The following is a 23860-nucleotide window of genomic DNA, read 5'->3' on the forward strand; positions in this document are numbered from 1 at the left end:
TTTCGGTATTTTCGTTCTCCTGAGTGCCCTGATTTATATGTTATCTCAAAATCAATTGGCTCAGGCTTAGGTTGACACACAGGGACCTTGTTTGCTATTTCTGCTATTAGTAGCAGAAATAGCAAACAGTTAAGGATATAAGTCTATGGAAAGAGTGGTTCAGCTATCGTCAGTCAATTTGAATAAAAGTACTGCCTCTGTCATAAAATTCTTGATGGATAAGGGTAGGCCGATATTTTTCAGGGTGCCTGATAATAAGAATGTATGGGTTATCAAACGTGGGCAGGATGTTTATCATCTAAAGGAATTTATAAAGGAAATCCTATCTAACGCAAGTAAAGCAACTCATTATAGGGATATGACGCAACAGATTGAAAATAAAGATAATTTAATCAATGTGGTAAAGCAAATAAATAGGGTCTGCTACGGTTGTCTTGAAGCAGTACAAATCCCAGAATTACTTACACAAAAACGACTAACAATTAACTTTTTAAGAGTGATAATGACTTTTAGCACGAGTGGTGAGTTGATTTTAGCTCCAGAAATTAGCCTAAAGCTTAATATGGATGCGATTGAAGATTATTCAAGGCTGAGTCCTTCTGCCTTGATTTCAGTTTCTTGTAGCGAAATTGTATTTACCAATAAAACTGTTGAATATTGGGCTAAAGATAATAGTACGCTAAACGACATAGTTGGGATTGATATTACCTTCGATTCATTAGCCGTCTATGAGTCAGACATTATCAATTTTATACACAATGATCTAGATTCTATCCCTGATGATAGTCCTTATTATATTCCCACTGAATTACGTGGTCGTTCCAAGCTTGATCAATTGGCTGTGATTGGTTTTTTACTGTTTGAAGCTCTAAACAACAAGAGGATAAACTCAAATAAATTAGCATTAATACTGCAAAAAAAGCTTGGTTACAAACAGACTATGGCAGAGTCAGCCGCATTTTTTATTAATGTAGAACCTCGTGGTAAAAAGGGTACTCATCAGCTAGTTGTACCTAATGACAAATCTCCTGATTGCCAATTTCCATTCTTAGTTGAAGCACTTCGAATTCGCAAAAATCTTGGCAATGATTGTGAGAATAAAGTTAGTTCTGACGTGGTCGATTTTTTAGGTGCATGTGGATTTCGTCACGAAAACGGCAAGTATGGGGAGCTATTGGTTCGTTATGTAAAAGAAATTAAATGATTTGGGGAGGATTAAAATATAATATTTTCAGTGTGTTACTCGTTTATTTTTTAGCTAGCCTTCCTTTTCCCTCCTATTTTATCCTTGTGTTTCGTATACAGTTGCCTGAAATCGACTAACTCAACAACCGATGAGGGCAACTATGAATGACAATCATCCTAGCTATTCAATTATTAGACTTGTTAGCGTTATTCAGTTAACGGGACTTTCACGCTCTACTATCTATGACAAACAAAACCCGCGATCACCGCGATACGATCCGACTTTCCCTAAAAAGGTGACACTTGGGGCCAGAGCGGTAGGTTGGTATTTCGGTGAGGTTGAAGCATGGCTTAAATCAATAAGAGTTCAGTAATGGATTAAAGGTGTACTGGTAACTGACCATATGACTTATTATCAAAGGAAAACTGATATGTCTGAACGTTTTGAAAATAAATATTCACATCCGCGGCGGTATAATAAAAAAATATATAGTACTTTTCCAGTTTCTGATGGAGTTTGTCCACAAATAGGAGAAGGCACTCTGTTAGGTAATACGATACTTGAAACTTGTGTAATTACTCAAGCTTCATATCCCCTAATTGTCAGCACAGCACTTGCTGCCATTTCAACTGCCTTACAGGGGCATATAGATGTTGAACTACCAACAGGGAAGATTTGTCCAATCTCGCTTAACTTATTAACTTGCGCAGATTCAGGTGAGCGGAAATCTACGGTTGAAAATTTATTAATGGAAGGGATTAAAAATTATCAAAAAAAGCGTGAGTTATCTTGTAAAGAACAGTTAATTAAGTATGAGATTTTGATGGAGGTACATGATGCTAAATCCAAGTCGCTTAAAAAAAGATTGCTCAGAAATGAAGGTATCTAGGAAAACAGAAAATGGAGTAAGTGAAGTAAATGAAATAAATGAAATAAATGAAATAAATGATCCTTTACAAGAGTTGATCGAGCATGAAGCAAAACAACCACAACGGCCAAAGGCTTTCAGAATTATTTATGAGGATAGTACGCTAGAAGCGCTTACGTTTGGACTCAAGAATGACTCACCATATGCGTATCTTGGGTCAAGTGAGGGCGGTGTGTTAATGAATAGTGCCCTAATGTCAAACACGCCTGTGCTCAATGCCATTTGGAGTGGCGATGATGTCACAGTGACAAGAAAAACAACGGATTCTTATACGCTCTCAGGTGTTAGGCTGACTACACATATCATGATCCAGCCTCAAGCATTGAAACGATTTATGGATAAATCGCAGAATGTTGTAAGAGGCAATGGTTTTCTTTCTCGCTTTTTAGTGTGCTTTCCAATGCCTCTTAGTGGTGGTCGGAAAACCAATGGGATCAGGTATGAGAAAGAATTTATCAATCAATTCAATCAAAGAATCGAAGAATTACTAGAGGGTAAATAAATGGAACGTATAATAGTAGAATTTTCAGATGAAGGTAAAGAAAGATGGTTTGATATATCTAACGATATTGAATTGAAAATGGCTCCTGGTGGAATTTACGAGAATGCCAGAGATCATGCTTCAAAACTTGGAGAAATTATTGCTAGAACTGCAGCAAATATTCACTATTTTGGACATCCTTTTGACTCTAAAATATCAGTTGAGTCATTAAAAACAGCAATTGATTTGGTGAGTTATTACTCTTTTCAATTTTTAAGTAATTTTTGTCCACCACCTATGGAGGTTATTCTGGGGCAAAAGTTAGCACTTTGGTTAAGTTCATATTATGATCGAGGCATTCGGTATATTAAAAAGAATAAAATATTACAATATGGTCCTCCTATGCTAAGGAAAAGCAAGAATTTAAATGATGCGTTGAACAATGTTATATCAAATGGGCTTGTTGATGTTTTTGATTATAATATCACGGTCGTTATTGATTTGTATCCTGGAGCTCCTTATGACGAAAGTGCCTTTCATCGTGATATGAACCTGTTTAATATCAATCAAAATGGCCCTGTGTAGCTTGATTGTTTTCTGCATATAAAATCAGAGTTGGTTTTTATATTGTATGGTTTTGATATCTGCTTCTTGACGAGCATATTTTATTTCAGACTGTTTGTTCTGTGAGGGGCTCGTTTGTTTTCAATTGCTGCGACTCCTAGGTTATTAATATTATATTGGTAATCTAGGGTTGTTGTTTTTATAACTTTAAGGTTGGTATGGTGTGTCTCAGTATAACAATAGAAACTTAACCGTATTAAATGCCAAAGAGTTTAGTGGACTGCCAATTCTTCAATTTAAAAATGGAGTCTATTGGGAGTATTTGCACAATAACTTTAACGTTATTTATCACGCATTAAAAAGGTACTCAAAGGTTTTCGCTGTGAGAGTTGACTTGAGATTTCCTGACTATTATGACACCGATGATAACCGATTTATTACGCGTTGTATTGAATCTCTAAAAGCGAAAATTACCGCAGACTATATTGCAAAGTGTAAGAACACTGAAGGATTTGTGCATCAAAGTGAAGTACTGTATATCTGGGTTCAGGAAACCGGTGAACTTAACCGACCACACTATCATCTTTGTTTGTTTTTTAATGGTAACGCTTATAGAAGTTTAGGTGTATTTGAACTTGGTAGACCTAATTTGTATAACCGAATCGTTAAAGCTTGGGCGAGTGCGCTAGCGTTGGATGTTGTTGCAGCACAAGGCTTAGTTCACTTTCCCAAAGCGCCTGGCTATCTATTAGAGCGTGGTCGGATTCACCAGACTAATACTTTACGTGAGTTGTTTCTGCGGTTAAGTTACTTTGCCAAAGTTGACAGTAAGACCTATGGTGATGGACGTCGTCATTATGGTTGTAGTCGATTATTGGGTAGGCTACAAGTTGGTGATTAGTTTTCTTAGTACGGTTGCTGCAGCGAGTACAAATACGGAAGTTGAGGCAAGGGGCTTAAATCCCTTGCTTTTGTGTTTATAGAGAGCAGCAGTATATTCATAATCGCATCATCCATAAGAAGAGATCTTTACTGATGCATCTCTATCAATATCCGGCTTCTTTTTGGTGGCGTATACACAACACGGTCAATCGTCCACCGCCATCATACTGGTACATTGCCAGATAGCCAGTGTCACCAAAGTCGATCAGTAGTTCCCTAAAGCTAAAGTCATTGTCATCGATAGGCCGACCAATGTCTGGATAGCTTTCCAGTTTTCTAATAGTATTGATTATGGCGCTGGCAGCCCGTTGTGCGGCAGGGGGATTTTTACTGCGAAGAAACTCACGTAAGCGTTCTAAATCACGTAATGCAGTGGCAGTGAAGATTATTTGTGGCATGTAGGGGCTGCCTTTTCATTTTCACTTCCCCAGGACTCCAGCCAATTCACCACTTCGTCACCGGTGACATGCAAGCCTGATGTCTGGTGTTCTTCCCATGCGCGTAACGCTTCTTGCTGCAACGCCTCGCGTTTCTCTTCTCTCTCAACGTATTCACGGATCGCTTCACGCATCATCCAGTGTGATGAACGTTTACGAGTTTCTGCTAAATGCTCGACTCTGGCTTTAATATCGGCATCTAATTTAACCGACACGGGTTTGATTGTGCTCATCTGTTACTCCATAGGTAATGGTTAGTAATACTAGGTAATACCTTAGCATAACGTGGTACAAAAAAATAATGATTACACGTTTACTCGTCTGCTCGAGCAACGCCATAAGCTCAAGGATGATAGAAGATAGTTTGTATCACTTAACAGGGCAAACATGTTACGCCGTCATCACGCTAATCTTCAACGTAATCGCAATAGGGGTGAAAACGATAGCGGCGAGTGATGCCGCTTCGTTTAGAGGGTGGCTAATGGCTGACTTAGCACTCAATACCGTCGCAGAAGCATCATGACCTTAACCAATGCCATGCATCGGCTATCAGCTCAGCACCGGCTTTTACACCATTGATGCCCACTTCTGCTGTCGTCAACACGGTGTTTAAGCCAGTTTCTACACTGCCGGTGACGAGTTTGATCCCCGCATCAGTTATTTCACCTTGGCGTAAACAAGCATAACTCTCACCCAGAGTTTCACTAGTGCCTTTTAGTAGGCATTCAGCAGGTTTAGCCACAAGATCTCCAGGCGTCCCTAGCAGCGTGTTGACGTTATCGGGTAGCCCTAGGTATTCACCAGTCATTTTGATGGCGGTAGAGGCTAACACGACGTTTGCGACAGTCCCCGTGGCCAGCTTTGACGCAGTACTTCCCAGTAAGCCTGCTCTGGCAGAGCCTTGCAGGGCAACGTGAGTGAGATTACTGACTTGGTTGGAGGTACTGGTTCCCGCTAAGCATTCATTGACGAAGTGCTCGCAATTATTGGTAGCTACGCCGTATGGACTGTGACCTAACTGACAGCGCGCTAGCTCAATGGCCTGATGGGGATACAGGCTGGACTTTTTCACTCTAACGCTATGGCCACCAGCAAATTGCTGCAGATCGATTTCTTCGATGATGCCCTGTTTAGATAAGTGGATCACATGGCCATGACCCACATACAGGCCATGGTGTTCGGTTAAGCCAAGCGGATCGATATTGGTGACCAGATGATCACCTGGATGAAATGTATACATGGTATGGACTCCAAGAAAAACAACGCAGATAACCTTAGGTCGCATCTGCTAATGGGTTGAATAGGGTGTGTTGATTGACTCAGATTTCCAGCTCGACAAAGTCCTTATCGACTTGCTGCTGAGTAATGCCGATATAACGCAGGGTGACCGCTTCCGATTGATGCCGCAGCATGCGCATCACCCGACCAATGTCTTTGCAGGCTTGATACAGGTGATAGCCGCGGGTTTTACGCATCGAGTGGGTGCCCAGGGCTAACTTGATATCGTCACCGACAAAGGCAAATGCTTTGGCGACCGCACGCCGCGTCAGGGGTTTCGCGGGGGCCTGCCGGTCTTTGGCTTGGCTCGAGCGGTGGGATTGGAACAGGTAGATATGCTCAGGGTGACGCTGGTGGATCGCCTCAATCAATGCCAGCGTCTTCGGGTTGAGCTTGATGCTGGCGCGTTTACCGGTCTTCTGCTCAATGATAGTTAAGCGGTCGCCGTTGATATCGCTGAACTTGATGGCCAGTAAGTCAGAGATCCTAAGGGCCAGATTAAGACCGATATTCCAGACATCCGCCATCTGCTGACCAAAGTGACGTTCGAGCAGGTAACTGATAAGCTTGATGGTGTCGCGGTTCTTGACCGCCTCGACTTCGTTCATGCTGGGTTCCCTCAATTAGCTATGTGATGAATGTGGGCACCAGCACATCGCAAACCCGCATGGGGCCTGCGTTGCTTGGTTCCCAAAATACCTTTGTGGGCACCAAGTTCAGTCGGCGCTAACCTGAACCTGGTAAACCTCCATCTCGAGGTAGTTGCAAAAGTTCTCCAGCAGCAGCCGTACCTGGCTGTCGGCATGCTCGAGGTAACAGCGGCCAAAGAAGCTGTTGTAGACCTGCTTCTCCTGAAACAGCACTTCCATTTCTTTCTCAAGCTCTGGAAAGGGCCCGCCGCAGTAAGCAAAGTCGGTAAAGTAATTGAGATACCAGCAATCATCTTGGCGGTAGAGATTGATTTCGACGGGGTGATAACCGCCGCTATCCGCGTTGTAGTCGGGATCGCGGTAGTTAAAAGTGACGCTGTTGAGGTCAGGGTGATTGAGCGCGGCCAGTTGCCGTTCTAATAATTCATAAAATGGCTCTGGCAGTGGCAGGATGGTTTCGCGATGTATTTTCATGGTGGACTCCATAACAAAAAGCCCGCGAACGACAGGCGTTGTGGGCAGGGTAGGTTGTTGTTAACGACTGAGGCTTGACGTAATCAGTTAGGGTGACAAGGGCGCGGGTGTGATGGCTTGACCCGTTGATTGCGATAGGACTGAAAGCGCTAGAATCGTTAGTATGCTCGCGTGGAATGACGGCGAGGCGGGTCAATCCAAACTCACTTGCACCTCATAGGCTTCCATCTGGTAGTAACTGACAAAGTTATCGCTGAACAACTTAATCAGCCCCTGTGATTCCCGTTCCCCAATCCAACCGCTAAACAGGCTATAGACCTGCTTGCTGTTAAAGCAGATATCGATATCTTTAACCAGTTCAGGGAAGGGATGGCCACGGAAAGCAAAGTCGGTAACGTAGACTAAACGCCAGTGATCTTGCTGTTTCTCAAGCCTGACTTCGACGGGATGAAAGCCACCCGCTTCGGCGCTGTAATCAGGATCTAGAAAATTAAGGGTGATGGCGTTGGCCTCTTTTGGATCGACGTTTGCCAGTTCCTTTTCAATCACTTGGTAAAAACGATCGGGCATCGCTGGCAGTTGGTTACGCTTGATAGTTAATGTCATGGAATATTCCTTATTTAAAAACGGGCATACGCAAGAGCTAAGGTGTAACTGCGCCTTGGCTCTTGTTGTCTATGCGGTTTGGTTTATGAATCGGATATAGGCAAAGCGCTGCTTGCTTGGAGTCTTACTCGGGGCAAGATGCTTACGGTTAGGGGATTAGTACTGGCTCACGAGTTAGAACAAGTTATCGAGTCAGGGTGAGGTTGCTGGCGGTCAGTGGTTTAGCTTCGGTTTGATAAATCGCAATATACAAATAACCGTGACTGCCAAGTGTATCGGCCTCACAGGTAAAGCCTGCGTGTTCAATGCTCACGCAGTGCTGCTCAGTAGCATCAATCTCGCCGGTGGCCACCAGCCGCTCAAGCTGTTTAACCATCGCGGGAAAGGCTTCGACAAATTGTTGTTTAATTGCTGGTAGAAATTCACCAACAAAGCTTGCGCGGTCATGGAGATAATCCAAATGCAGGCCGCGTAAAATCAGTCTCGCACCAAAGCGGGGAGACACTTTACGGGGCAAGCCCCAGGCGTGCTCAATATCGAAAAGTTTTAGGGTTGTCATAGTGACCTCTATGGTTGAAGGATGAAACTCAGGGAATGGCTTGCTTGTTAGCGGACTAGCGAGAGCGGTGATAAATGCCAAGGCGAGTACAAACGCTGAATACAGCTGGCTAGGGAGCAGGATATCGGGCAGGTAATAGTTTTTAGGTATGCACACTCCAATTAGGCTGTTCATTACTGCCATGGTTAAAGTACACCCCGTTGATCACCCTTTGCCATTCGCCTGTTGGCACACCATAACTATCACAGGGTAAACATAGCGGCAAAAGCTGATCTCCTTGGGCAAGTGTTCAACCACATCACGGTGAAACACACTCAATACGGTTTTATGCAGCTTGGGATTCGGTGCCACAATCGGCTTGCCAATCACTTGGCCCATGGCATTAAGTGGACGGACAAACATCGGCAAAATGAGTTCAACCGCTAAGCGGTTACGCAGTTCGGGAAAGGCGGCGCAGGCTTCGGCGACACAGGCTTGTGAAAAGCTATCAGTAAATTCAATCATGATGGACTCCTTAAAAAGGCGTAGCAGGTTTAAACGTTGGCTAGAGTAAGCCGCACTCAGCAAAGGACACTGGCGTGCGGCCAACCACGATATGAGCAAGCACGCGCACATCGATAAGCGCTAATGCATCGGTTAACCGTTGAGTGATGTGCTTATCTGCTGCCGAAGGTTCAGACTCGCCGGAGGGATGGTTATGGGCAAAAATCACCGCAGCGGCATTGACAGCCAACACAGCCTTAACAACCTCCCGTGGATAAACACTGGCAGCATCTAAAGTGCCAAAGAACAACTCTTTAAACTCGAGTAATTGATGCTGGTTATCGAGCAGCATTACCGCAAACACCTCCCGCTCATAACCGCCCAGTTTGTAAGTTAAAAAATCTTTAGTGGCTTGAGGGTTGGTATAGGCGTCCTTCTTCACATAGCGTTCGGCAATGATATTGGCGGCAGAGGCTAGAACTTCTTCGGCAGTCTGCGGCCATTGGTTGATCGGCTGGTCTATCGAGTGGTTTGGTTCAGTTTTGGTGTGCATCGCTTTTGTTGACATATCAGGCTCCTTGAAAGCGTTAATGGGCTTATGCACAGGGGTGATATATATCTGAAAATATTTGGAAAAAGTGTAATAGATAAGCATTAATGAAGTGGTCAATGTCATGATGCTATATCAAAAAAGCTTTAAATAAGGTGGGTTTAGATATTACATAGAAAAATTTTAATACCAGCAAGAACATGAGTCATCGATAGAGTTTGAAGCTAATCAACCTATCCTTATTGTTAATTTTTCCTCTATTGATTCAAACGTCATAAAAATTATTATTCATTACACTTGATCTATACATTTATAGTGTATACATTTGGGTGAAGTTTAAATGGAGGTACAGGATGCAAGAAAAATATGGCATCAGCGATCTGGCAAGATTGCTCGACTTTCCAGTTAGAACGATCAGGTTTTATCTGCAAAAGGGGCTGATTAAAGGGCCTCATGGCGCTGGTCGTGGAGCCTGGTACGACACAGAACATGTTGAGCAATTGCTAAAAATTAAACGTTGGCAAAGTGCGGGGCTGTCTTTAGAGCGAATTCAAGAATTACTGAATTATGCAAATGAACCTGAGTTGCCTGATATGCAACCCAAAGCAGGGGACATGCGTGTAATTAGTCATTTGTATCTGGGCCAAGGGCTGACACTAATGATTGACCCAGTTGTGGCAGGTGTGAGTAGTGAGCAGTTAAGGATGTTAGTTCCTGCAATGGTAAGTAGCTATCAGCAGGTTATGCAGTGCTCTTTGCCTAAAAATAATGGTGGGGTGGAAAATGAACAACAATGTGATGAATAACATAGCGCTAGGTAATTCTGAAGGATTTGGGTTTAATCATGACATTGTTTTAAAGCACAGTTTAGTTAATGCGCAACTGAATGGAGCTATCAGTGAAGTCGAATTGGTTCACGAATTTGTAAATCGTGAAACTTGCCCTATTGAAGCCATATTCTCATTTACGTTACCACTAGATGCGGTCATTTTAGGGTTATCTATGGCGATTGGTGAGCGTCAGTTCACAGGTGAAGTGACGCCAAAAGCTATCGGAACTGATAAATACGAAGGTGCCATAGCAGAAGGTGACAGTGCAGTATTACTGGAGCGGTTGAATGATGGGTTATATTGTCTCAATGTTGGTAATTTGCTACCTAATGATGACGTTACCATTTCTATTCAATATGCCCAAGTCCTGAACTGGCAAGACCGTAAACTGCGGTTTTATTTTCCGTGTACAATTGGTGACCGTTACGGACATCAGCGATCAGCAAATTTACAAGATTATCAACAGATTGAGCACACACTAGATAATGGCGCACGCTTAACATTTAATCTGACGGTTAATGGTGAATTATCTTCCTCATTAGTTACCAGTCCAAGTCATTCATTAACAGTAAAACGAGAAGAGAATTCTTTAATTTTATCAGGGGATAGGGTTATTCCTGATAGGGACATCATAATTACACTAGAAGCATTACCTTCATTTACTGGCGAAATTCTAGTTGAAAAGAGTGCTTTTGGGTTGCAGTACTGCGCCAACCTGCTATTACCATCCTCAGATAACCACAATGAGTCAGCTCAGTGCTTCCAGTTTATTGTTGACCGTTCAGGTTCAATGTGCGGAGATGCCATTGAGCAGGTACGTAAGGCCTTCGTCGCAATTAAAACACTTCTCAAGCCATCAGACTGGTTCAACATCATCTCCTTTGGGTCTCAAGCACAAAGTTTGTTTCCATCCCCTGTTCCTGCCGATAGTGAGCATCTTGCAAAACTTCATGCATACATCAACCAGCTAGATGCCAACATGGGGGGAACTGAAATTGCAGCAGCATTAAACTTGGCTCGCAAAACTGGACGGCATCCAGAATTTGCGACGCAAATGTTGCTGATCACTGATGGTGAAGTGTGGGATACCGCGGCAATAATCGCGGATGCAACAAAAGCAAATATACGATTATTCAGTGTGGGCGTGGGTTCTGCAGTAAACGAAGCTTTTCTGAATAAATTGTCGCGCAGTACTGGCGCTTCAGCCATCTATGTATCCCCAAACGAGTCGATGGCAGATGCGATTGTGGGACAATTTAAACGATGCCGTCAGCCAGAGATAACAGATCTTAAAATACATTGGCCGATACCAATTAATAAGCAAGTTGATAAACAGTTACTGTTTACGGGTGATGGATATCAATGCTATGCCACATCTGAGACCGAAATATCACCAAAAACCTACGTGAATATTGAAATTATGAAGCAAAATCAGTCAATCCCGGTAAGACATTTTCGAGGGATTGGTAATGCAACTCTATCACGTTTGGCTGCTTACCAAAGATTGTCGAGCAGCAAGAAACCTGAGGAAATTGCCGTTAAGTATAGTTTGCTTTGTGAGCAAACCTGCTGTGTGTTGGTCGCCGTACGTGACCAAAAAGCTGACGGTTTACCAGAGTTGCGAACTATCAGGCACACTCGTGCAGCCGGTGAAGCGGGGTTTGGTTCGGTAGGGGCAGGGGTTGTATCTCTTTGTTTTGCCGCGCCAGTGTATAGCAGTTCAGTGCTTGATTGCCTTGATATCCCAGCATTTCTACGCAAACAGGACGTAACGTTTGTAGATGATATTGCTGAACCAGTTGATAGTGATATGACTGCAATCGCCAATTGGCTAAAGATTTTCAACAAAGCTGCGTCCAATGGTTCGTTGGAATTGAGTTTTGCTTGTATTAAATCATTAGGCATTGATTTGCAGAAAATCTTGATGATTGATATGAATTTTTATCCTGACATACCGGAAAAACTTCTAGTGTTTGAAATCCTACTAGCATTCCTTGAAGTATCTAATGCTGGAAGAACTGGTCGAAAGTTAAGGCATTGGTTACAGCAACAACATGTTATTGATCAAGTCGATCCCGATATTGCGATAGATCTTCGCGCTAATCTAGCCTTGCATCTCACTGGTAGTTGAACGGTAAAAAGCTTTTTCGCCCGGCATATACTAAATAGTCATTATAATCATTCTATTACGAAGGATTCATTTCTATGGACTTGTTTGTTGGAATGCTTATTCGATTCATGCCTTTGATTCTCATCATTGCTGTGTTGCTTGTAATTAGGTTCGTTATTCTTAAGCCTGATTATGATGCTTTTAAGGCATATAAGGAGAAGAGGAAAAATGAAAAACCTTGGTGGGATTTTACTGATGAATAGAACAGGTATTAAATTGATTTACCTCTCGTTTTTTGGCTGTAAAAACCTGTATTTTGGTTGGCAAATACCCATCTCAAACATTCACGTTATGAAGTCAAAGAGATACCATGCCACCCAATGGTTTTTAAGCTTAATTTAGTATTTCGTGTCAACACCAGCCTGCCGCGCTGGCTAGTGTGAATAACCTTAATCGATTTCGGTTGAGAAGTTTCATCGCGAACTGACCGCCGATTAGAGTGCAACCCACTTTTAGCTTAACTGCGCCGAGGTGTTGCTTGCGAAAAATAAAGTTGAGCGTTTAGCGATTTGCCCTCTGAAAAAATTAGGTAGTGAAGAAGACGTCAGTATGCAAGCTGTTTATAAAAGGGAACTAATATGGATTTTGTGAAGCGGAACTACATGTACCGGGAAGATGATGATTTACAGTTTCTTTCCCTTTGCACTCATAAGCAACTGACACCACTTGTTAAATATTTGACTAAAGACAAAACTGGTAAACTTAGAACCACTGAGACACTAACGACTAACCCAAGGTTTAAAAAGAATAAGCATGACTTGGCGCTAGTATGGCAAGAGATCTGCGCTGAATTGCAAACTTTTGGTAATTCAACAGTGATGAATCTTATTACCGGAAAGGGGGGAACCTATCTCAATTTACTGCAATATACTGCCCGTTCAATTGGCTGCTCGGTCAGTGCTAAAGATAAAGATAGTGCTCTTGCAATTGAAAAAGCTATTGTCGCTAAGGTCATGAAATTGCAATTGGACAAGATGACGCAAGCTGATCGTTCGGCATTTGTCGAGAGAATGAGTAAAGATTATCAATGCAAGATTGATAATGCGCTTGACTGGAGCAGCAAAGATTTCGCTATTGTATCTAGAGTCCTTGCTTCGGCATTTGGTGGTGCAGCGGTTGGTGCAGCACTTTTGCCAAGAGTGCTGATGACATACAGTCCAATGGGTGTATTGGGTGGGATTTTTAGTATATTTGCCGATGCCCCAAATGTTAACGTTACTTTACCCTGTGTTATTCATATTGCAATGCTCCGAGAACTGCGACGTAACGATAATCCATTCAAATAAGATCTGCTAAACAAGGAGTTGTAATGATAAGTAATACAATTAGAACAATAATGGTACCAGATTGGGACAAGGTTGATCCGGAAATCATTGAGCTAATTAAGTCAGGTCACATGCGGTTGCGCGAGGGTATTGTTTACTGGTCAAAAGGCAAGAAATTAATTGATGGTGCAGGGAGTATTGTTAAGCATTTACCATTCAAGGAGATGACTGTAGATCTTAGTGAGGGGGTTAACGTAGTAGAGCTTGCAAAAGCAAGCGCTGCAGTTAAGCAAAGTATCTTTCTTGCCGCAGGCTTATCGACAGGAATCATTCTTGGTGCGATTGTTATCCAAACGGTATATTTATCGAAGAAACTGGAAAAAATTCAAGCATCCATCGACAAGATAGCCGTCGAAATCCAAACGCAAAATCAATTGTTTTATCTTGAAAAACTTTCGTCTTATATTGGTAGTGTAATGGCAGCACATGAGTTGCTAGGTATTTATCAAGAACATGAACCTATACCTGAGATTATAGCTCCTTTGTTGGTCACTTTGGCGCAGCAACGGAATGAGCTTTGTACCTTTTTGATGAAATTGATCGGGTGGATCGAGCAGGGGAATAATCGAAATGGTAAAAATACCATAACCCAAGAACATGCAGCTTTAATAATTGATTTTATCACTCATGTTTTAGATATGATGCCCAAAGCTATTTATATTGAGTCAACTCTTTACACTAGATTAGGTCATTACCATCATGCGGATACCTTAGTCGAAACTGCTGGAGCTAAATATACCATGGTGCTTCAAGCTTATCGTAGATGGGCTAGAGATTCTTACGACAATTTATTGACTGGTTTATCATCTAGTCACAATAATCGTTTGTTAACCAATAAGTTTAATGACATAAATAGCTTACTTAACTCATTGGAAAACAATATTTTGCTTGGTAAAAATGAGCAGTTGAATCAGCAAGATGAGAAGCTGGTTATTGCTTTACCAGTGTAACTCACTCGTAAAGTGGCATAATTCTGAAGATATAGTACAAGTCATTTCTATTGCTCTTACTGAGTTTAAGATGCTATTCCAAGTACCATATTCACTTAATTCAATGAGGAAAAACCAGCTATAACCCAGTAATAAAACGAACCTTAGTATAGCTATGCCATACGCGAAAGGCACAATCGTGTACAAGCATTCTAGATAATTGTTGAAAGTGGCTTTAGTTATTATTGTGGCTTTGTTTCCTAAAAGCACAAATAACTACAGAGTGCTTCCTGAACGCCAGTATGGCGCTTAAAATCCTTGTATCATCGTCAGTCGTTTATCTGCCTTCGGAATATTATTCTGATTTAAACCAGAAAAACATTGGATTTCACTATTAGGAAACAAAGCCTATTATTGTACCAAAGAACATCTCTTGAACTCGAACAGTCGATGCTGACTGTCGAGCATCATCACCGCAAACACTTCACGTTGATGCTGGTGGAGCTTAAAGCGCAGAAAATCCATAGTTGCATGCTGGTTACAAAAGGCATCGCCGCGCACAAAGCGTTCGGCGACGATACCTGCTGCGGTTTCTAAGATTTGCTATGAGGTTTGTGACCAGCTATCGCAGGGGAGGGTGATCACTTTGTGCATAACGCCTCCAAATGTTGCTAAGTCGGTATATGCACAGGATTGATATATATCTGAAAAAATGGGAAAAGTTAAAAATTACTGGCATAGGTAATGGGAAGAAATCATTACCAAGAGTTCAGCATGACACCAAACAAAAAGCTAATTCGAATAAAAGATGTGATTGACAGCACTGGCTTAGCCCGTTCAACCATTTACAAGTACGTCGATAAAGGTATTTTTCCTAAAGCTGTGACATTGGGCCTTAGAGCCGTTGCATGGGTAGAAAGTGAAATACAAGCGTGGATTTTGGCAAGCTTTAGGGTAATTAATTGTTAGGTAGTAATCGACATCAACCAAAATGAAAAACAAAGAGCTGTAATAGGCAATATTGATTCAAATGCATTGAAAAATGGTTGTTTTTCTGTAAATTATCAAACGCGACAAGTCTGACGAACAACAGCCAACATGGCATGTTTGCTTTTACTATTGATAAATTTAAATATTGGTTTAGGGATGAACATAATTAACGAAAAAGTGTTGGTTAGTTGGATTGGTGGCAACGATTTAGAATCAAAGGCGAGTAAAATGACTGGCCCTATATGGGCGACAGTATCTGATGTTACCTTTGATAGGCTTGAGCTTATTTACAATTATCCGTCGGATCTAGTTACTCCATACCTTGAACTACTCACTGGCAATCTGAGTTGTCCAGTCAACGCCCGTAAGGCCGATTTATCCTCGCCAATTAATTTTGGAGAAATTTACCTCGCTGCAGAACGGCTACTGGACATTATTAGTCGTGAAACCATTGCACTGTCTATTTTATTGAGTCCGGGTACACCTGCTATGCAGGCTGTATGGATATTACTCGGTAAAACTCGATTCGCCTGCAACTTTTATCAAGCATCAAAAGAACAAGGCGTTAATATTGTAGAAATTCCTTTTAAGCTCACTGCTGAATATATTCCTTCGATGACTAATCTAGCCCCTACTGAATTTGGGCAACTTGGTCTATTGGACTCTGATGCTGATCCTGCCTTTGATGACATTATTACCCTTGATCCTGAAATGTTACTACTTAAAGCCAAGGCACAAGTTTTAGCATCGCATGAAGTATCTGTGCTGATTTGTGGTGAGAGTGGTACCGGCAAAGAGATGTTTGCTCGGGCAATTCATAATGCAAGTGCGAGAAGGGATAAACCATTTGTTGCGGTCAATTGTGGCGCATTTCCCTCAGAACTTATTGATTCAATACTTTTTGGTCATAAAAAGGGGGCTTTTACTGGTGCGGTTTCAGATAAGGTAGGAGTTTTTGAATTGGCGCATTCAGGTACTCTTTTTTTGGATGAGTTTGGCGAGCTTGATAGTTCAGCTCAAGTCAGGCTACTTAGAGTATTACAAGATGGTAAATTCACTCGCTTGGGAGATAGTAAAGAACGTAGCAGCAATTTTCGTTTGATCACAGCAACTAATCGAGACTTGATGGCTGACGTTTCCAAGGGTAGGTTCAGGGAGGATTTATTCTATAGGGTTGCCATTGGTGTGTTGTCCTTACCACCTCTAAGGTCTCGACAAAGCGATTTAGACCATCTAGCAGATCAGTTTACCGCCATGCTCACACAAGAATACCCTTCTCTAGGTGGTAAAAAAATTTCCACTGCTGCAAAAAAAATTATCAGTAATCATCGTTGGCCTGGAAATATCAGAGAGCTGAAAGCAACGATTCTTAGGGCAGCCTTATGGTCTGAAACTGCCGTATTGGAAGACGTTGATATACGCAGGGCGATACTTTCGACGCTCCAAAATAGTGAGAGCATTCTCGAAAGAGATATATCAAAAGGTGTTGATATAAAAAGTATTATTGATCTAGTAGAGCGGCACTATTTAGAACGAGGATTGGCATTTACGTCAGGGAATAAACGTAAAACGGCGTTGTTACTCGGCTACAACAATCACCAAACTTTAAATAATCGCCTTAAAAAACTCGGCCTAGAAAACGACAATGACTAAATTGGCATAAAAGTCGCTATATGGGTTTGACCCTGAATTAAGCCAGGGATTGCAATTCAACATAAGGAGCTCCACTGTGACACAATTAACGGCAATACAACCACTCTCACGTAAAGATAAACTCTCACAGCTAATGGCTGAGATGAATGTTGGTCTGTTAGAGCGAAAGGAACAAATTAAGCTGATTTTACTTGCCGCGCTTGCTGGTGAGCATGTTTTGCTTGTAGGTCCTCCGGGCACCGCAAAGAGTGAACTAGCCAAACGGCTAAAAAATATCTTTGTTGAAGCGAGTTATTTTGAGCGTTTGTTGACACGTTTTTCTGTCCCAGAAGAAGTCTTTGGGCCTCTTTCTATTCGTGCATTAGAGGATGATAGGTATGCTCGTTTAACTAGTGGTTATCTACCTGATGCATCAGTAGCTTTTATTGATGAAATCTTTAAAGCAAACAGTGCCATTTTGAATAGTCTTTTAACCATATTAAACGAGCGAGAATTTGATAATGGTAATCGTCGATACAAGGTGCCCTTAATTTCGGTTATTGCTGCGAGTAACGAGTTACCGGAAGGTGAGGAGCTTTCTGCTTTATATGATCGCTTTATGTTACGTAGTTTTGTCGGTCCAGTGTCCGATAGTTCATTTAGTGAATTATTGCAGCTTTCAGCTGAAAAATTTGAGCCTGAGCTGAATATCCGACTCAAGCTAGAAGATCTTGCTGAGGTGCAGCAGTTAGCTGACAAGGTTACCCTGAGTTCTTCTGTGCTGGCATTGTGTAAAGAGTTTCGGACATATCTAAATCGAGAGAATATTTACGTTTCGGACAGGCGTTGGCTCAAGTTGATAAAAATGATGAAGGTATCAGCATTCACCTCTGGATTGACGCAAGTGAGTAACTATGATGCATGGGTTTTACCTCATTGTCTGTGGAATAAGCCGGAGGAGTTTTCTGGGCTGCAAGATCTCTATAATCAAGCGGTAGCCATCAATGGTGATTTTACCGATGAACGTGCATCAAGTTTAGTGACAACTTGGGAAGGAAAATTAAAGGCTGATAAGTCACAACAAAAGCAGAAATTAGACAACAAAGGTCGGCCACTGTTTATTAATGATAAAGGTAAACAGACATTACAATCCTCTGGAGAAGTCCAAAAAACAAATGCTAAAGGTGAAGTTCTCTATTGGGATGACTATGACAATAAAGAGACAACTTCAAGTCGCGGGCGTTATAGCTCTTCATTAAATGCCATTATGATTAATCAAGCATTTAAACCCGTTATGGAATCAATTAGTTATTCTGAAGACCATATTAAGGGGCGTGTTGCTGGCGTAGAAGAAATTCTTGCGTTGATAAAAAACCACATCAACGCTTTAAGCAAACAGCGAGAAGATGCTAAGACAGTATTTGAAAGCCATCTTTGGTTAAATCCTGAACTGCTTTCTAAAGTGATTGCGAGTTTAGATAATGCCCTTGAATACAGCCATAAATTATCCAATCGTCTGGTAAAAGTGAAACAAGGTTTTGAAGCCTTGCCACGGGAACAAGAAGTTGATTTGTCGGACACTAGCATTCCAGTTAATGCAGTGTTAGAGGGTGAACTCTGTGAGTGAACAAAAACCAACACAGCTGGCTCCTGCACTTAATATTTTAGCTGGTTTGGAGCGGCAGTTAGTTGATATTGATTTATTACCTGATTCGTTGGTGCCAGCTGTAGCTACCCTACCAGGAGGCGATTTATCTACTCGCTGTATGACTATCGCATTATTGCGAAATCAGTTGTTGGCGGGAGAGTCATTATCACAACCTTGTCCTTGGTTACCTGAGGCTGTTCAGCAAAACATTGTTAATGTAATTAGTCGTTCAGGTATTGCAACTTATTGTCAAAATAATCCGCAAGTCACCGATGCCTTGATACTGGATTTACTATCTGCTCTTGAAGGTGCTCAGACAAGAGCATTAATCCTTGCTCGGCAATTAGCTCAAATCAAATATAAGCAGGCGTTAGAAGCGCTGAAAGAAGAATTCGCCGCTATCCAAATCAAACGCAATTCAGCCAAACTTAAAAATTCACTTGTTCTTTCAGATGCAAAAAAACTTGAATGTCAGCTCCAGGCTGAATTAGAGGCCTGGTTGCAGTTAATTAATGTAAATGGACAACATCCATTTACATTGCCATCAGTTTGGGCCGAAAGGTTGGAAGTCTGGCAAATACTTTCAGAGATTTTTGATGATTTAGGTATGGTCACTGGTCTTGGTTGGGACCTATCGAAAGGAATGCTGCAAAGCCATGGTTGGATGAACATGGTGCGATTACAGAAGCTGGTCGAGCAAATCCCACAATTGCGTGAAGTGATTGAAACACTGGGGCGCATGAAAGATTGCGACGGTGAGCCCGTGATTGAAGAAATTATCTCTAAGATGAGCGTAACGAAAAGGCGCGATAAAGAGATTTCTATGCCGCTTGTGCCAATGGAAACCAAGGGGATCACTCGTTCTGACTCAATCAGTCGAATGTTACCTCAAGAAGCGGCTTTTTTGGGGCATCCAATCCTTAAAAAACTTTGGCATGCCCGGCGAGCTGAGCATGCATTGCTCAGTTACGCTGTTGAAGGCACGGACGTCATCACTGAAGAGGTTACATTTGAACAAGAGGTTAAGGAAGAAAAATCCGGCTTCAAAATAAATCGTAACCGTGGTCCAATGATTGTTTGTCTAGATACTTCCGGTTCCATGCAAGGAACACCAGAGAATGTTGCCAAGGCGCTGGTGTTGCAATGTATCAGTGTGGCTAAAACCGAAAAACGTGCTTGTTATGTTTACCTATTTGGTAGCCGCGGAGAAGTGACAGAAATGGAGCTGACACCCGATGCTGAGGGCTTAGAGCGGATGATACTTTTTCTGTCCATGTCATTCGGTGGTGGTACAGATGCAGAGGGGCCACTTAACTTGGCTCTTGAGCAAAGTGATAAAAATAAATGGCATCAAGCAGATATATTGCTCGTCAGCGATGGTGAGTTTGCGGTGTCTTCTGGACTAACCCGTAAAATTAGTCATCGTAAGGATAATAGCGGATTGAGTATTCATGGGATTGTTATTGGGTCGAGTTTGTCGCCGATGGACAAGATCTGTGACCCGTTGCATCAGTTTTCAAGTTGGTTAGACCTGCAAAATAACGTATATCAGTAATAAGGGAGCACGTGTGACAAAAGCTAAAGATAATTTTGAAAAGGCAATTCAAGATGCTGAATGGATTTTAGAAGCCTATGACCATTTAAACAAAATTGAAGGTAGGGAAAGAGAACCTGAGGAGCTTAAGCGGGCTGCATTGATCATGACCTTAACCGCTTGGGAAACCTATGTCGAAGATGTCATTGAGGAAAAGTTGACAGCAGATTTGAGAACCCTGGCTGGCTCGAATGTTGGAAAATTTATTACATCGACACTGGAAAAAGAGCTTTGGTATTTCAATACGCCTAACTCCAAAAATACCAAGGGAATATTTGAGCGTTTTTTATACATAGATGTGACAGAGAAATGGACCTGGATTGATGGTGATATTGAGCAAGTTAAATCCAAACTAAACCAATGGATAAAAAAGCGAGGTGAAGCAGTTCATCGGTCTATTAATGACAAACAAGCGACTCATTTAGTAAGCAGGCCTGATATGAAAAAATGCCTGACTTTTTTTAAAAAGCTCGTAGAAACAACAGATTCAGCTATTGAATCAGCATAAAATGAGTAACTGTAAATGAGCAGGAAAAGGTCAAACCGTAATAGAACTAATTGCCAATTAATCAGTAAGTAACTAGTTACATTATTGGTTGTAAAAGCCTTGTCTTGCCATGCTACCTTAGCTCGAAAAATACTGCGAAAGTCAACTTGATTGTGATGAATATCAAAGTGCTTAAAGCTTTCGTGAAAAAATACCAATTGTAAGTATTCAATGCTCTGATTTTATTGTTAAATGTTTTTACAGTCAGCCATACAGTAGATTGTGGCCCATTTAGGGCGAATAGACGTTAGGATATCAAAGGGAAATGAAAAAAAAGAATGCAATTTTGATTTTAGAAGCTCCATGGGAGTTGTCTGAGTCAGACCAAAATACAGTCAGTGTTTTACCCTTTTTTCAAGGGGTGGAGCGATTGAGAGGGAATTTTGATCTGTTTCACTCTCACTTCTACGAAGCTAAAAGTTTTGAAATGGCGCTTGATAACCTCACAAGGGTACAATACGACCGCTGTTACGTGTATATAGCATGTCACGGAGCAGGTAAGCGCCTACATAACATGAATATGGCTAACGCGTTAAAGATTATCCAAACTAAAGCGAAACAAAATAATATCTTAGGTGTGGTCATCGGTTCGTGTTTGGTGGGCAATAATACTGACATCATGGGGGAATCAATGAAAAATTCTCCCATAGTTTGGAAGTTTGGTTACCGATGTGAAGTTAACTGGTTAGATGGCACCTTGATGGATCTCGAAGTCTTTGATGCCTTGTTAAAGGCGCGAGAGCCTGATTTCTCAGATGAAAACGCGCTACTGCGGCGTTTCCAATCCGCATTTAGACACTATGCCCCTCATGCAATTATTGGTAATCACCCTAATGGTGAAGGTTGCTCAATTGCTGATGGCATTTCTTTGGTGATCCAAGCCAGAGGGCAAGGTCATGTACCAATGGATTACAGTGAATGCCTATTTGATCATGACTGCGAGTAATTTACGCTAATTTTTGTGAATTATAGCAACCTGTTATAGCAAGTTGCGATACCATATGGGCTCGCAGTTTGGTTAGCTTAAAAAGGTAAGTAATTAATGGTGCAACAGCAGTATTTAGCACAATTAGGTTTCAAATTTGGCAAAAACGGTGCCCATTCCGCACGTAGTATGATGATTGAGGAGCTCAAAGTTCTGCTATTTTCTCGTGTTCAAGATGCATCTAAAGCCGACTATGAAAGTGATATTGTCAGTTTTAACATTCTGCATAAGCCTACTGAAAAATCACGTAAGTTAACATTTCGCCACTTGGTAGACCTGTATGGGTTGGATAATCAAATCCTTCTGTTTAGTGTCTTTAGAAAATGGTGGGAATTGCACGAGGATACTCAGGCTGTGCTAGCACTGCAGTTGGCCGTTGCAAGAGATCCGCTTTTGCGAGCGTCAATTGATGTCATTCTGTCGCTTGAAGCTGGCGAGCACTTGCCTAGAGAGAAGATGGAAGCCTTTCTCGCAAAAGATGACCCCGATCGTTTTAGCCCCGCGTCTCTTAAGTCATTTTCTCAGAATATTAATGGTACCTGGACCCAGGCGGGATTTCTCTCCGGGCGCGCAAAAAAATACCGCGAGATACCCAAAGTAAGCTTCGTCAACGTCGCCTATGCGCTCTTTTTAGCCCATTGTGAAGGACTAAGTGGCCAACGTATGTTCGATAGTCAATGGTGCCGGATGTTGGCACAAGACAAAGAGCGATTATTTGAGTTAGCGCATCGAGCTTCTTTGAGAGGTTTGATTAAATTCAAACAAGCAAGTGAGGTAGTTGAAGTGACTTTCCCTCGCATAACACTACCAGAGGCATAAAACATGTCTGACCGTTTATCTAAGTTATTGTTGAGTTTTGAGAGCCATATCAGCATCCCTTGGCCCAAAGCTGTATCTGGTGACGAACGCTCTATTTTCTTGGTTTATAACAAACAAGATGAACTCAAACTGCGTGCGCGGGTTGAAGAGTTTGAACAAGCATCAACAAAACATAACCATCCTTGGATGTTACTTGACCTGACCAATGCATTTGAGCATTGGATGGCAGACCAAGATTATAAAGACGTTTATTTCGAAGACCCTGAATATCTAATAGGGTTGTACGGCGATTTCGCTGATGAACTCGCAGAACAATTAATCGGACAAGTTGAAACCAATCAATCGGCTGATGGAGTAGTTGCACTGCTAGGCTGTGGAACGTTATTTGGTTTCGCTTCAGTTTCAGGCATTGTTGGGGCGCTTGCTGAAAAGGTCGAAGGGCGCCTAGTTGTCTTCTTCCCTGGCGAAGTTGAAAACAACAATTATCAACTATTAGATGCAAAGGACGGCTGGGGTTACCGCGCTACAGCCATTTCTGCTACAGCTTAAGGAATAGCCATGCTTAACCGTGACATTTTTATCAATGATCCACTTAACAGTCGTTTAGCCAATAATGGCGTTGCCCAAGTTAAAGATGATGTATCTAAGGGTGCATTGGATACTTTGGAATATGAGCTGAGAACTTTCGTATGTGATGGTGCATACGAACGCGGTTTAGATAAAATTTTGAGTAACTATCTGTCAGCGTTTGAGAGTAACAGTGAACAACCCGCAGTGTGGATTAGCGGTTTCTATGGTTCCGGTAAATCGCACTTAGCCAAAATGTTACGGACATTGTGGACTAATCAAAAGCTAAATGATGGCAGTGATGCTCGCTCAACCGCTGATCTCCCTGAATCAATAGCATCACAGCTCGACAAGTTATCGTCCATTGCAGCCACTAATGGTGGCCTATATGCCGCATCTGGCACATTAGGTGCAGGAGCCGGAGACCGAGTTCGTTTGGCTTTGCTTGGGATTATTTTCCGGTCTGCAGGTTTACCAGAGCAGTACCACTTAGCACGGTTTGTGATGTGGTTGAAGGCGGAAGGGGTTTATGAGCAAGTTAAAACAACGGTAGAAGCTAAAGCGAAGAAAAAAGAAGGCATCGATACATGGACAAAAGAGCTATCACACATATATGGACCCATCCGGTTTGCAAGACATTCGATAACGATTTTGAGAAGAGTTCATTGCACCCATATATCCGGCCT

26 protein-coding genes and 3 pseudogenes are annotated in these 23860 nt (G+C 42.0%); 20 read left to right on the forward strand and 9 right to left on the reverse strand.

Translation table 11 applies throughout. The annotated features are described in order from the left end of the window. Positions 1-145: 145 nt before the first annotated feature. The 5 genes and pseudogenes from L976_RS18155 (at position 146) to L976_RS18165 (ending at position 4060) form a co-directional block, all read left to right on the forward strand. Positions 146-1204, forward strand: coding sequence for a hypothetical protein (locus L976_RS18155; RefSeq protein ID WP_047539036.1), 1059 nt, complete (start codon positions 146-148; stop codon positions 1202-1204). A gap of 142 nt (positions 1205-1346) precedes the next feature. After that, complete coding sequence (locus L976_RS22435) at positions 1347-1559, forward strand: AlpA family phage regulatory protein (protein WP_052184021.1); 213 nt, start codon at positions 1347-1349, stop codon at positions 1557-1559. Between the two features lie 57 nt (positions 1560-1616). Next, complete coding sequence (locus L976_RS23780) at positions 1617-2075, forward strand: DUF3987 domain-containing protein (protein WP_052184022.1); 459 nt, start codon at positions 1617-1619, stop codon at positions 2073-2075. Further along, positions 2062-3180: pseudogene (locus tag L976_RS23685) on the forward strand (DUF3987 domain-containing protein). Before L976_RS23780 ends, L976_RS23685 begins: the two are co-directional and overlap by 14 nt. A gap of 202 nt (positions 3181-3382) precedes the next feature. Next, a complete protein-coding gene (locus tag L976_RS18165) occupies positions 3383-4060 on the forward strand; it encodes an inovirus Gp2 family protein (RefSeq protein ID WP_047539039.1) in 678 nt (225 codons plus the stop codon). A 145-nt stretch (positions 4061-4205) separates the two neighbouring features. On the opposite strand, the gene L976_RS18170 is transcribed toward L976_RS18165, so the two are convergent. The 9 genes and pseudogenes from L976_RS18170 to radC all read right to left on the reverse strand — a co-directional run bounded on the left by L976_RS18170 (position 4206) and on the right by radC (position 9156). Beyond that, the gene (locus L976_RS18170; RefSeq protein ID WP_047539041.1) at positions 4206-4499 is read right to left on the reverse strand and encodes a type II toxin-antitoxin system RelE/ParE family toxin; all 294 of its coding nucleotides are present in this window, start codon (positions 4497-4499) and stop codon (positions 4206-4208) included. Continuing rightward, positions 4487-4771, reverse strand: a complete 285-nt coding sequence (locus L976_RS18175) for a CopG family ribbon-helix-helix protein (protein WP_047539044.1) — start codon at positions 4769-4771, stop codon at positions 4487-4489. Before L976_RS18175 ends, L976_RS18170 begins: the two co-directional genes overlap by 13 nt. Positions 4772-5055: 284 nt before the next feature. Beyond that, positions 5056-5778 (reverse strand): lecithin retinol acyltransferase family protein, encoded by a 723-nt coding sequence (locus L976_RS18180; RefSeq protein ID WP_047539047.1) that lies wholly within the window; start codon positions 5776-5778, stop codon positions 5056-5058. A gap of 79 nt (positions 5779-5857) precedes the next feature. Beyond that, entirely contained in the window at positions 5858-6424 is a 567-nt protein-coding gene (locus L976_RS18185) for a site-specific integrase (protein WP_047539049.1), read from the reverse strand. A 108-nt stretch (positions 6425-6532) separates the two neighbouring features. Then, complete coding sequence (locus tag L976_RS18190; protein WP_047539053.1) at positions 6533-6940, reverse strand: DUF2787 domain-containing protein; 408 nt, start codon at positions 6938-6940, stop codon at positions 6533-6535. A gap of 192 nt (positions 6941-7132) precedes the next feature. After that, positions 7133-7546, reverse strand: a complete 414-nt coding sequence (locus L976_RS18195) for a DUF2787 domain-containing protein (RefSeq protein ID WP_047539054.1) — start codon at positions 7544-7546, stop codon at positions 7133-7135. A 184-nt stretch (positions 7547-7730) separates the two neighbouring features. Further along, positions 7731-8105 carry a type IV toxin-antitoxin system YeeU family antitoxin gene (locus L976_RS18200; RefSeq protein WP_047539055.1) on the reverse strand — a complete coding sequence of 125 codons (375 nt, stop codon included), beginning with the start codon at positions 8103-8105 and terminating at the stop codon, positions 7731-7733. A gap of 142 nt (positions 8106-8247) precedes the next feature. Then, positions 8248-8609: pseudogene (locus tag L976_RS18205) on the reverse strand (hypothetical protein). 40 nt (positions 8610-8649) lie between these two features. Next, complete coding sequence (radC, locus tag L976_RS18210) at positions 8650-9156, reverse strand: RadC family protein (protein WP_047539057.1); 507 nt, start codon at positions 9154-9156, stop codon at positions 8650-8652. Positions 9157-9491: 335 nt separating this feature from the next. On the opposite strand from radC, the gene L976_RS18215 reads away from it, so the two are divergent. The 15 genes and pseudogenes from L976_RS18215 to L976_RS18275 all read left to right on the forward strand — a co-directional run. Further along, the gene (locus L976_RS18215; protein WP_047539059.1) at positions 9492-9944 is read left to right on the forward strand and encodes a MerR family transcriptional regulator; all 453 of its coding nucleotides are present in this window, start codon (positions 9492-9494) and stop codon (positions 9942-9944) included. Further along, on the forward strand, positions 9922-12099 hold the full coding sequence (locus L976_RS18220) for a VIT domain-containing protein (RefSeq protein WP_047539061.1): 2178 nt from the start codon (positions 9922-9924) through the stop codon (positions 12097-12099). The genes L976_RS18215 and L976_RS18220 overlap by 23 nt, the downstream gene beginning before the upstream one ends. A gap of 74 nt (positions 12100-12173) precedes the next feature. Beyond that, complete coding sequence (locus L976_RS23385; RefSeq protein WP_156143203.1) at positions 12174-12341, forward strand: hypothetical protein; 168 nt, start codon at positions 12174-12176, stop codon at positions 12339-12341. A gap of 375 nt (positions 12342-12716) precedes the next feature. Beyond that, complete coding sequence (locus L976_RS22455) at positions 12717-13424, forward strand: DUF3944 domain-containing protein (RefSeq protein ID WP_052184025.1); 708 nt, start codon at positions 12717-12719, stop codon at positions 13422-13424. Positions 13425-13447: 23 nt separating this feature from the next. Beyond that, positions 13448-14413 (forward strand): hypothetical protein, encoded by a 966-nt coding sequence (locus tag L976_RS18230; RefSeq protein WP_156143204.1) that lies wholly within the window; start codon positions 13448-13450, stop codon positions 14411-14413. A 429-nt stretch (positions 14414-14842) separates the two neighbouring features. Continuing rightward, positions 14843-14989, forward strand: a complete 147-nt coding sequence (locus tag L976_RS23550; protein ID WP_173944682.1) for a hypothetical protein — start codon at positions 14843-14845, stop codon at positions 14987-14989. 177 nt (positions 14990-15166) lie between these two features. Further along, entirely contained in the window at positions 15167-15361 is a 195-nt protein-coding gene (locus L976_RS18235) for a helix-turn-helix transcriptional regulator (protein WP_047540705.1), read from the forward strand. Between the two features lie 177 nt (positions 15362-15538). Continuing rightward, complete coding sequence (locus L976_RS18240) at positions 15539-17035, forward strand: sigma-54 interaction domain-containing protein (protein WP_047539065.1); 1497 nt, start codon at positions 15539-15541, stop codon at positions 17033-17035. A 76-nt stretch (positions 17036-17111) separates the two neighbouring features. Then, entirely contained in the window at positions 17112-18641 is a 1530-nt protein-coding gene (locus L976_RS18245) for an AAA family ATPase (protein ID WP_047539067.1), read from the forward strand. After that, positions 18634-20217 carry a VWA domain-containing protein gene (locus L976_RS18250; protein WP_047539069.1) on the forward strand — a complete coding sequence of 528 codons (1584 nt, stop codon included), beginning with the start codon at positions 18634-18636 and terminating at the stop codon, positions 20215-20217. The genes L976_RS18245 and L976_RS18250 overlap by 8 nt, the downstream gene beginning before the upstream one ends. 13 nt (positions 20218-20230) lie before the next feature. Further along, positions 20231-20764, forward strand: a complete 534-nt coding sequence (locus L976_RS18255; RefSeq protein WP_011622479.1) for a HEPN domain-containing protein — start codon at positions 20231-20233, stop codon at positions 20762-20764. 304 nt (positions 20765-21068) lie between these two features. Then, complete coding sequence (locus L976_RS18260; RefSeq protein ID WP_047539075.1) at positions 21069-21749, forward strand: hypothetical protein; 681 nt, start codon at positions 21069-21071, stop codon at positions 21747-21749. A 96-nt stretch (positions 21750-21845) separates the two neighbouring features. Then, on the forward strand, positions 21846-22607 hold the full coding sequence (locus L976_RS18265) for a hypothetical protein (RefSeq protein WP_047539078.1): 762 nt from the start codon (positions 21846-21848) through the stop codon (positions 22605-22607). A gap of 3 nt (positions 22608-22610) precedes the next feature. Beyond that, a complete protein-coding gene (locus tag L976_RS18270) occupies positions 22611-23156 on the forward strand; it encodes a BREX protein BrxB domain-containing protein (RefSeq protein WP_047539081.1) in 546 nt (181 codons plus the stop codon). 9 nt (positions 23157-23165) lie between these two features. Beyond that, positions 23166-23860 (forward strand): annotated as a pseudogene (locus L976_RS18275) (hypothetical protein); the annotation flags it as partial.

It is taken from the genome of Shewanella sp. ZOR0012, assembly GCF_000798835.1.
GTDB lineage: Bacteria > Pseudomonadota > Gammaproteobacteria > Enterobacterales > Shewanellaceae > Shewanella > Shewanella xiamenensis.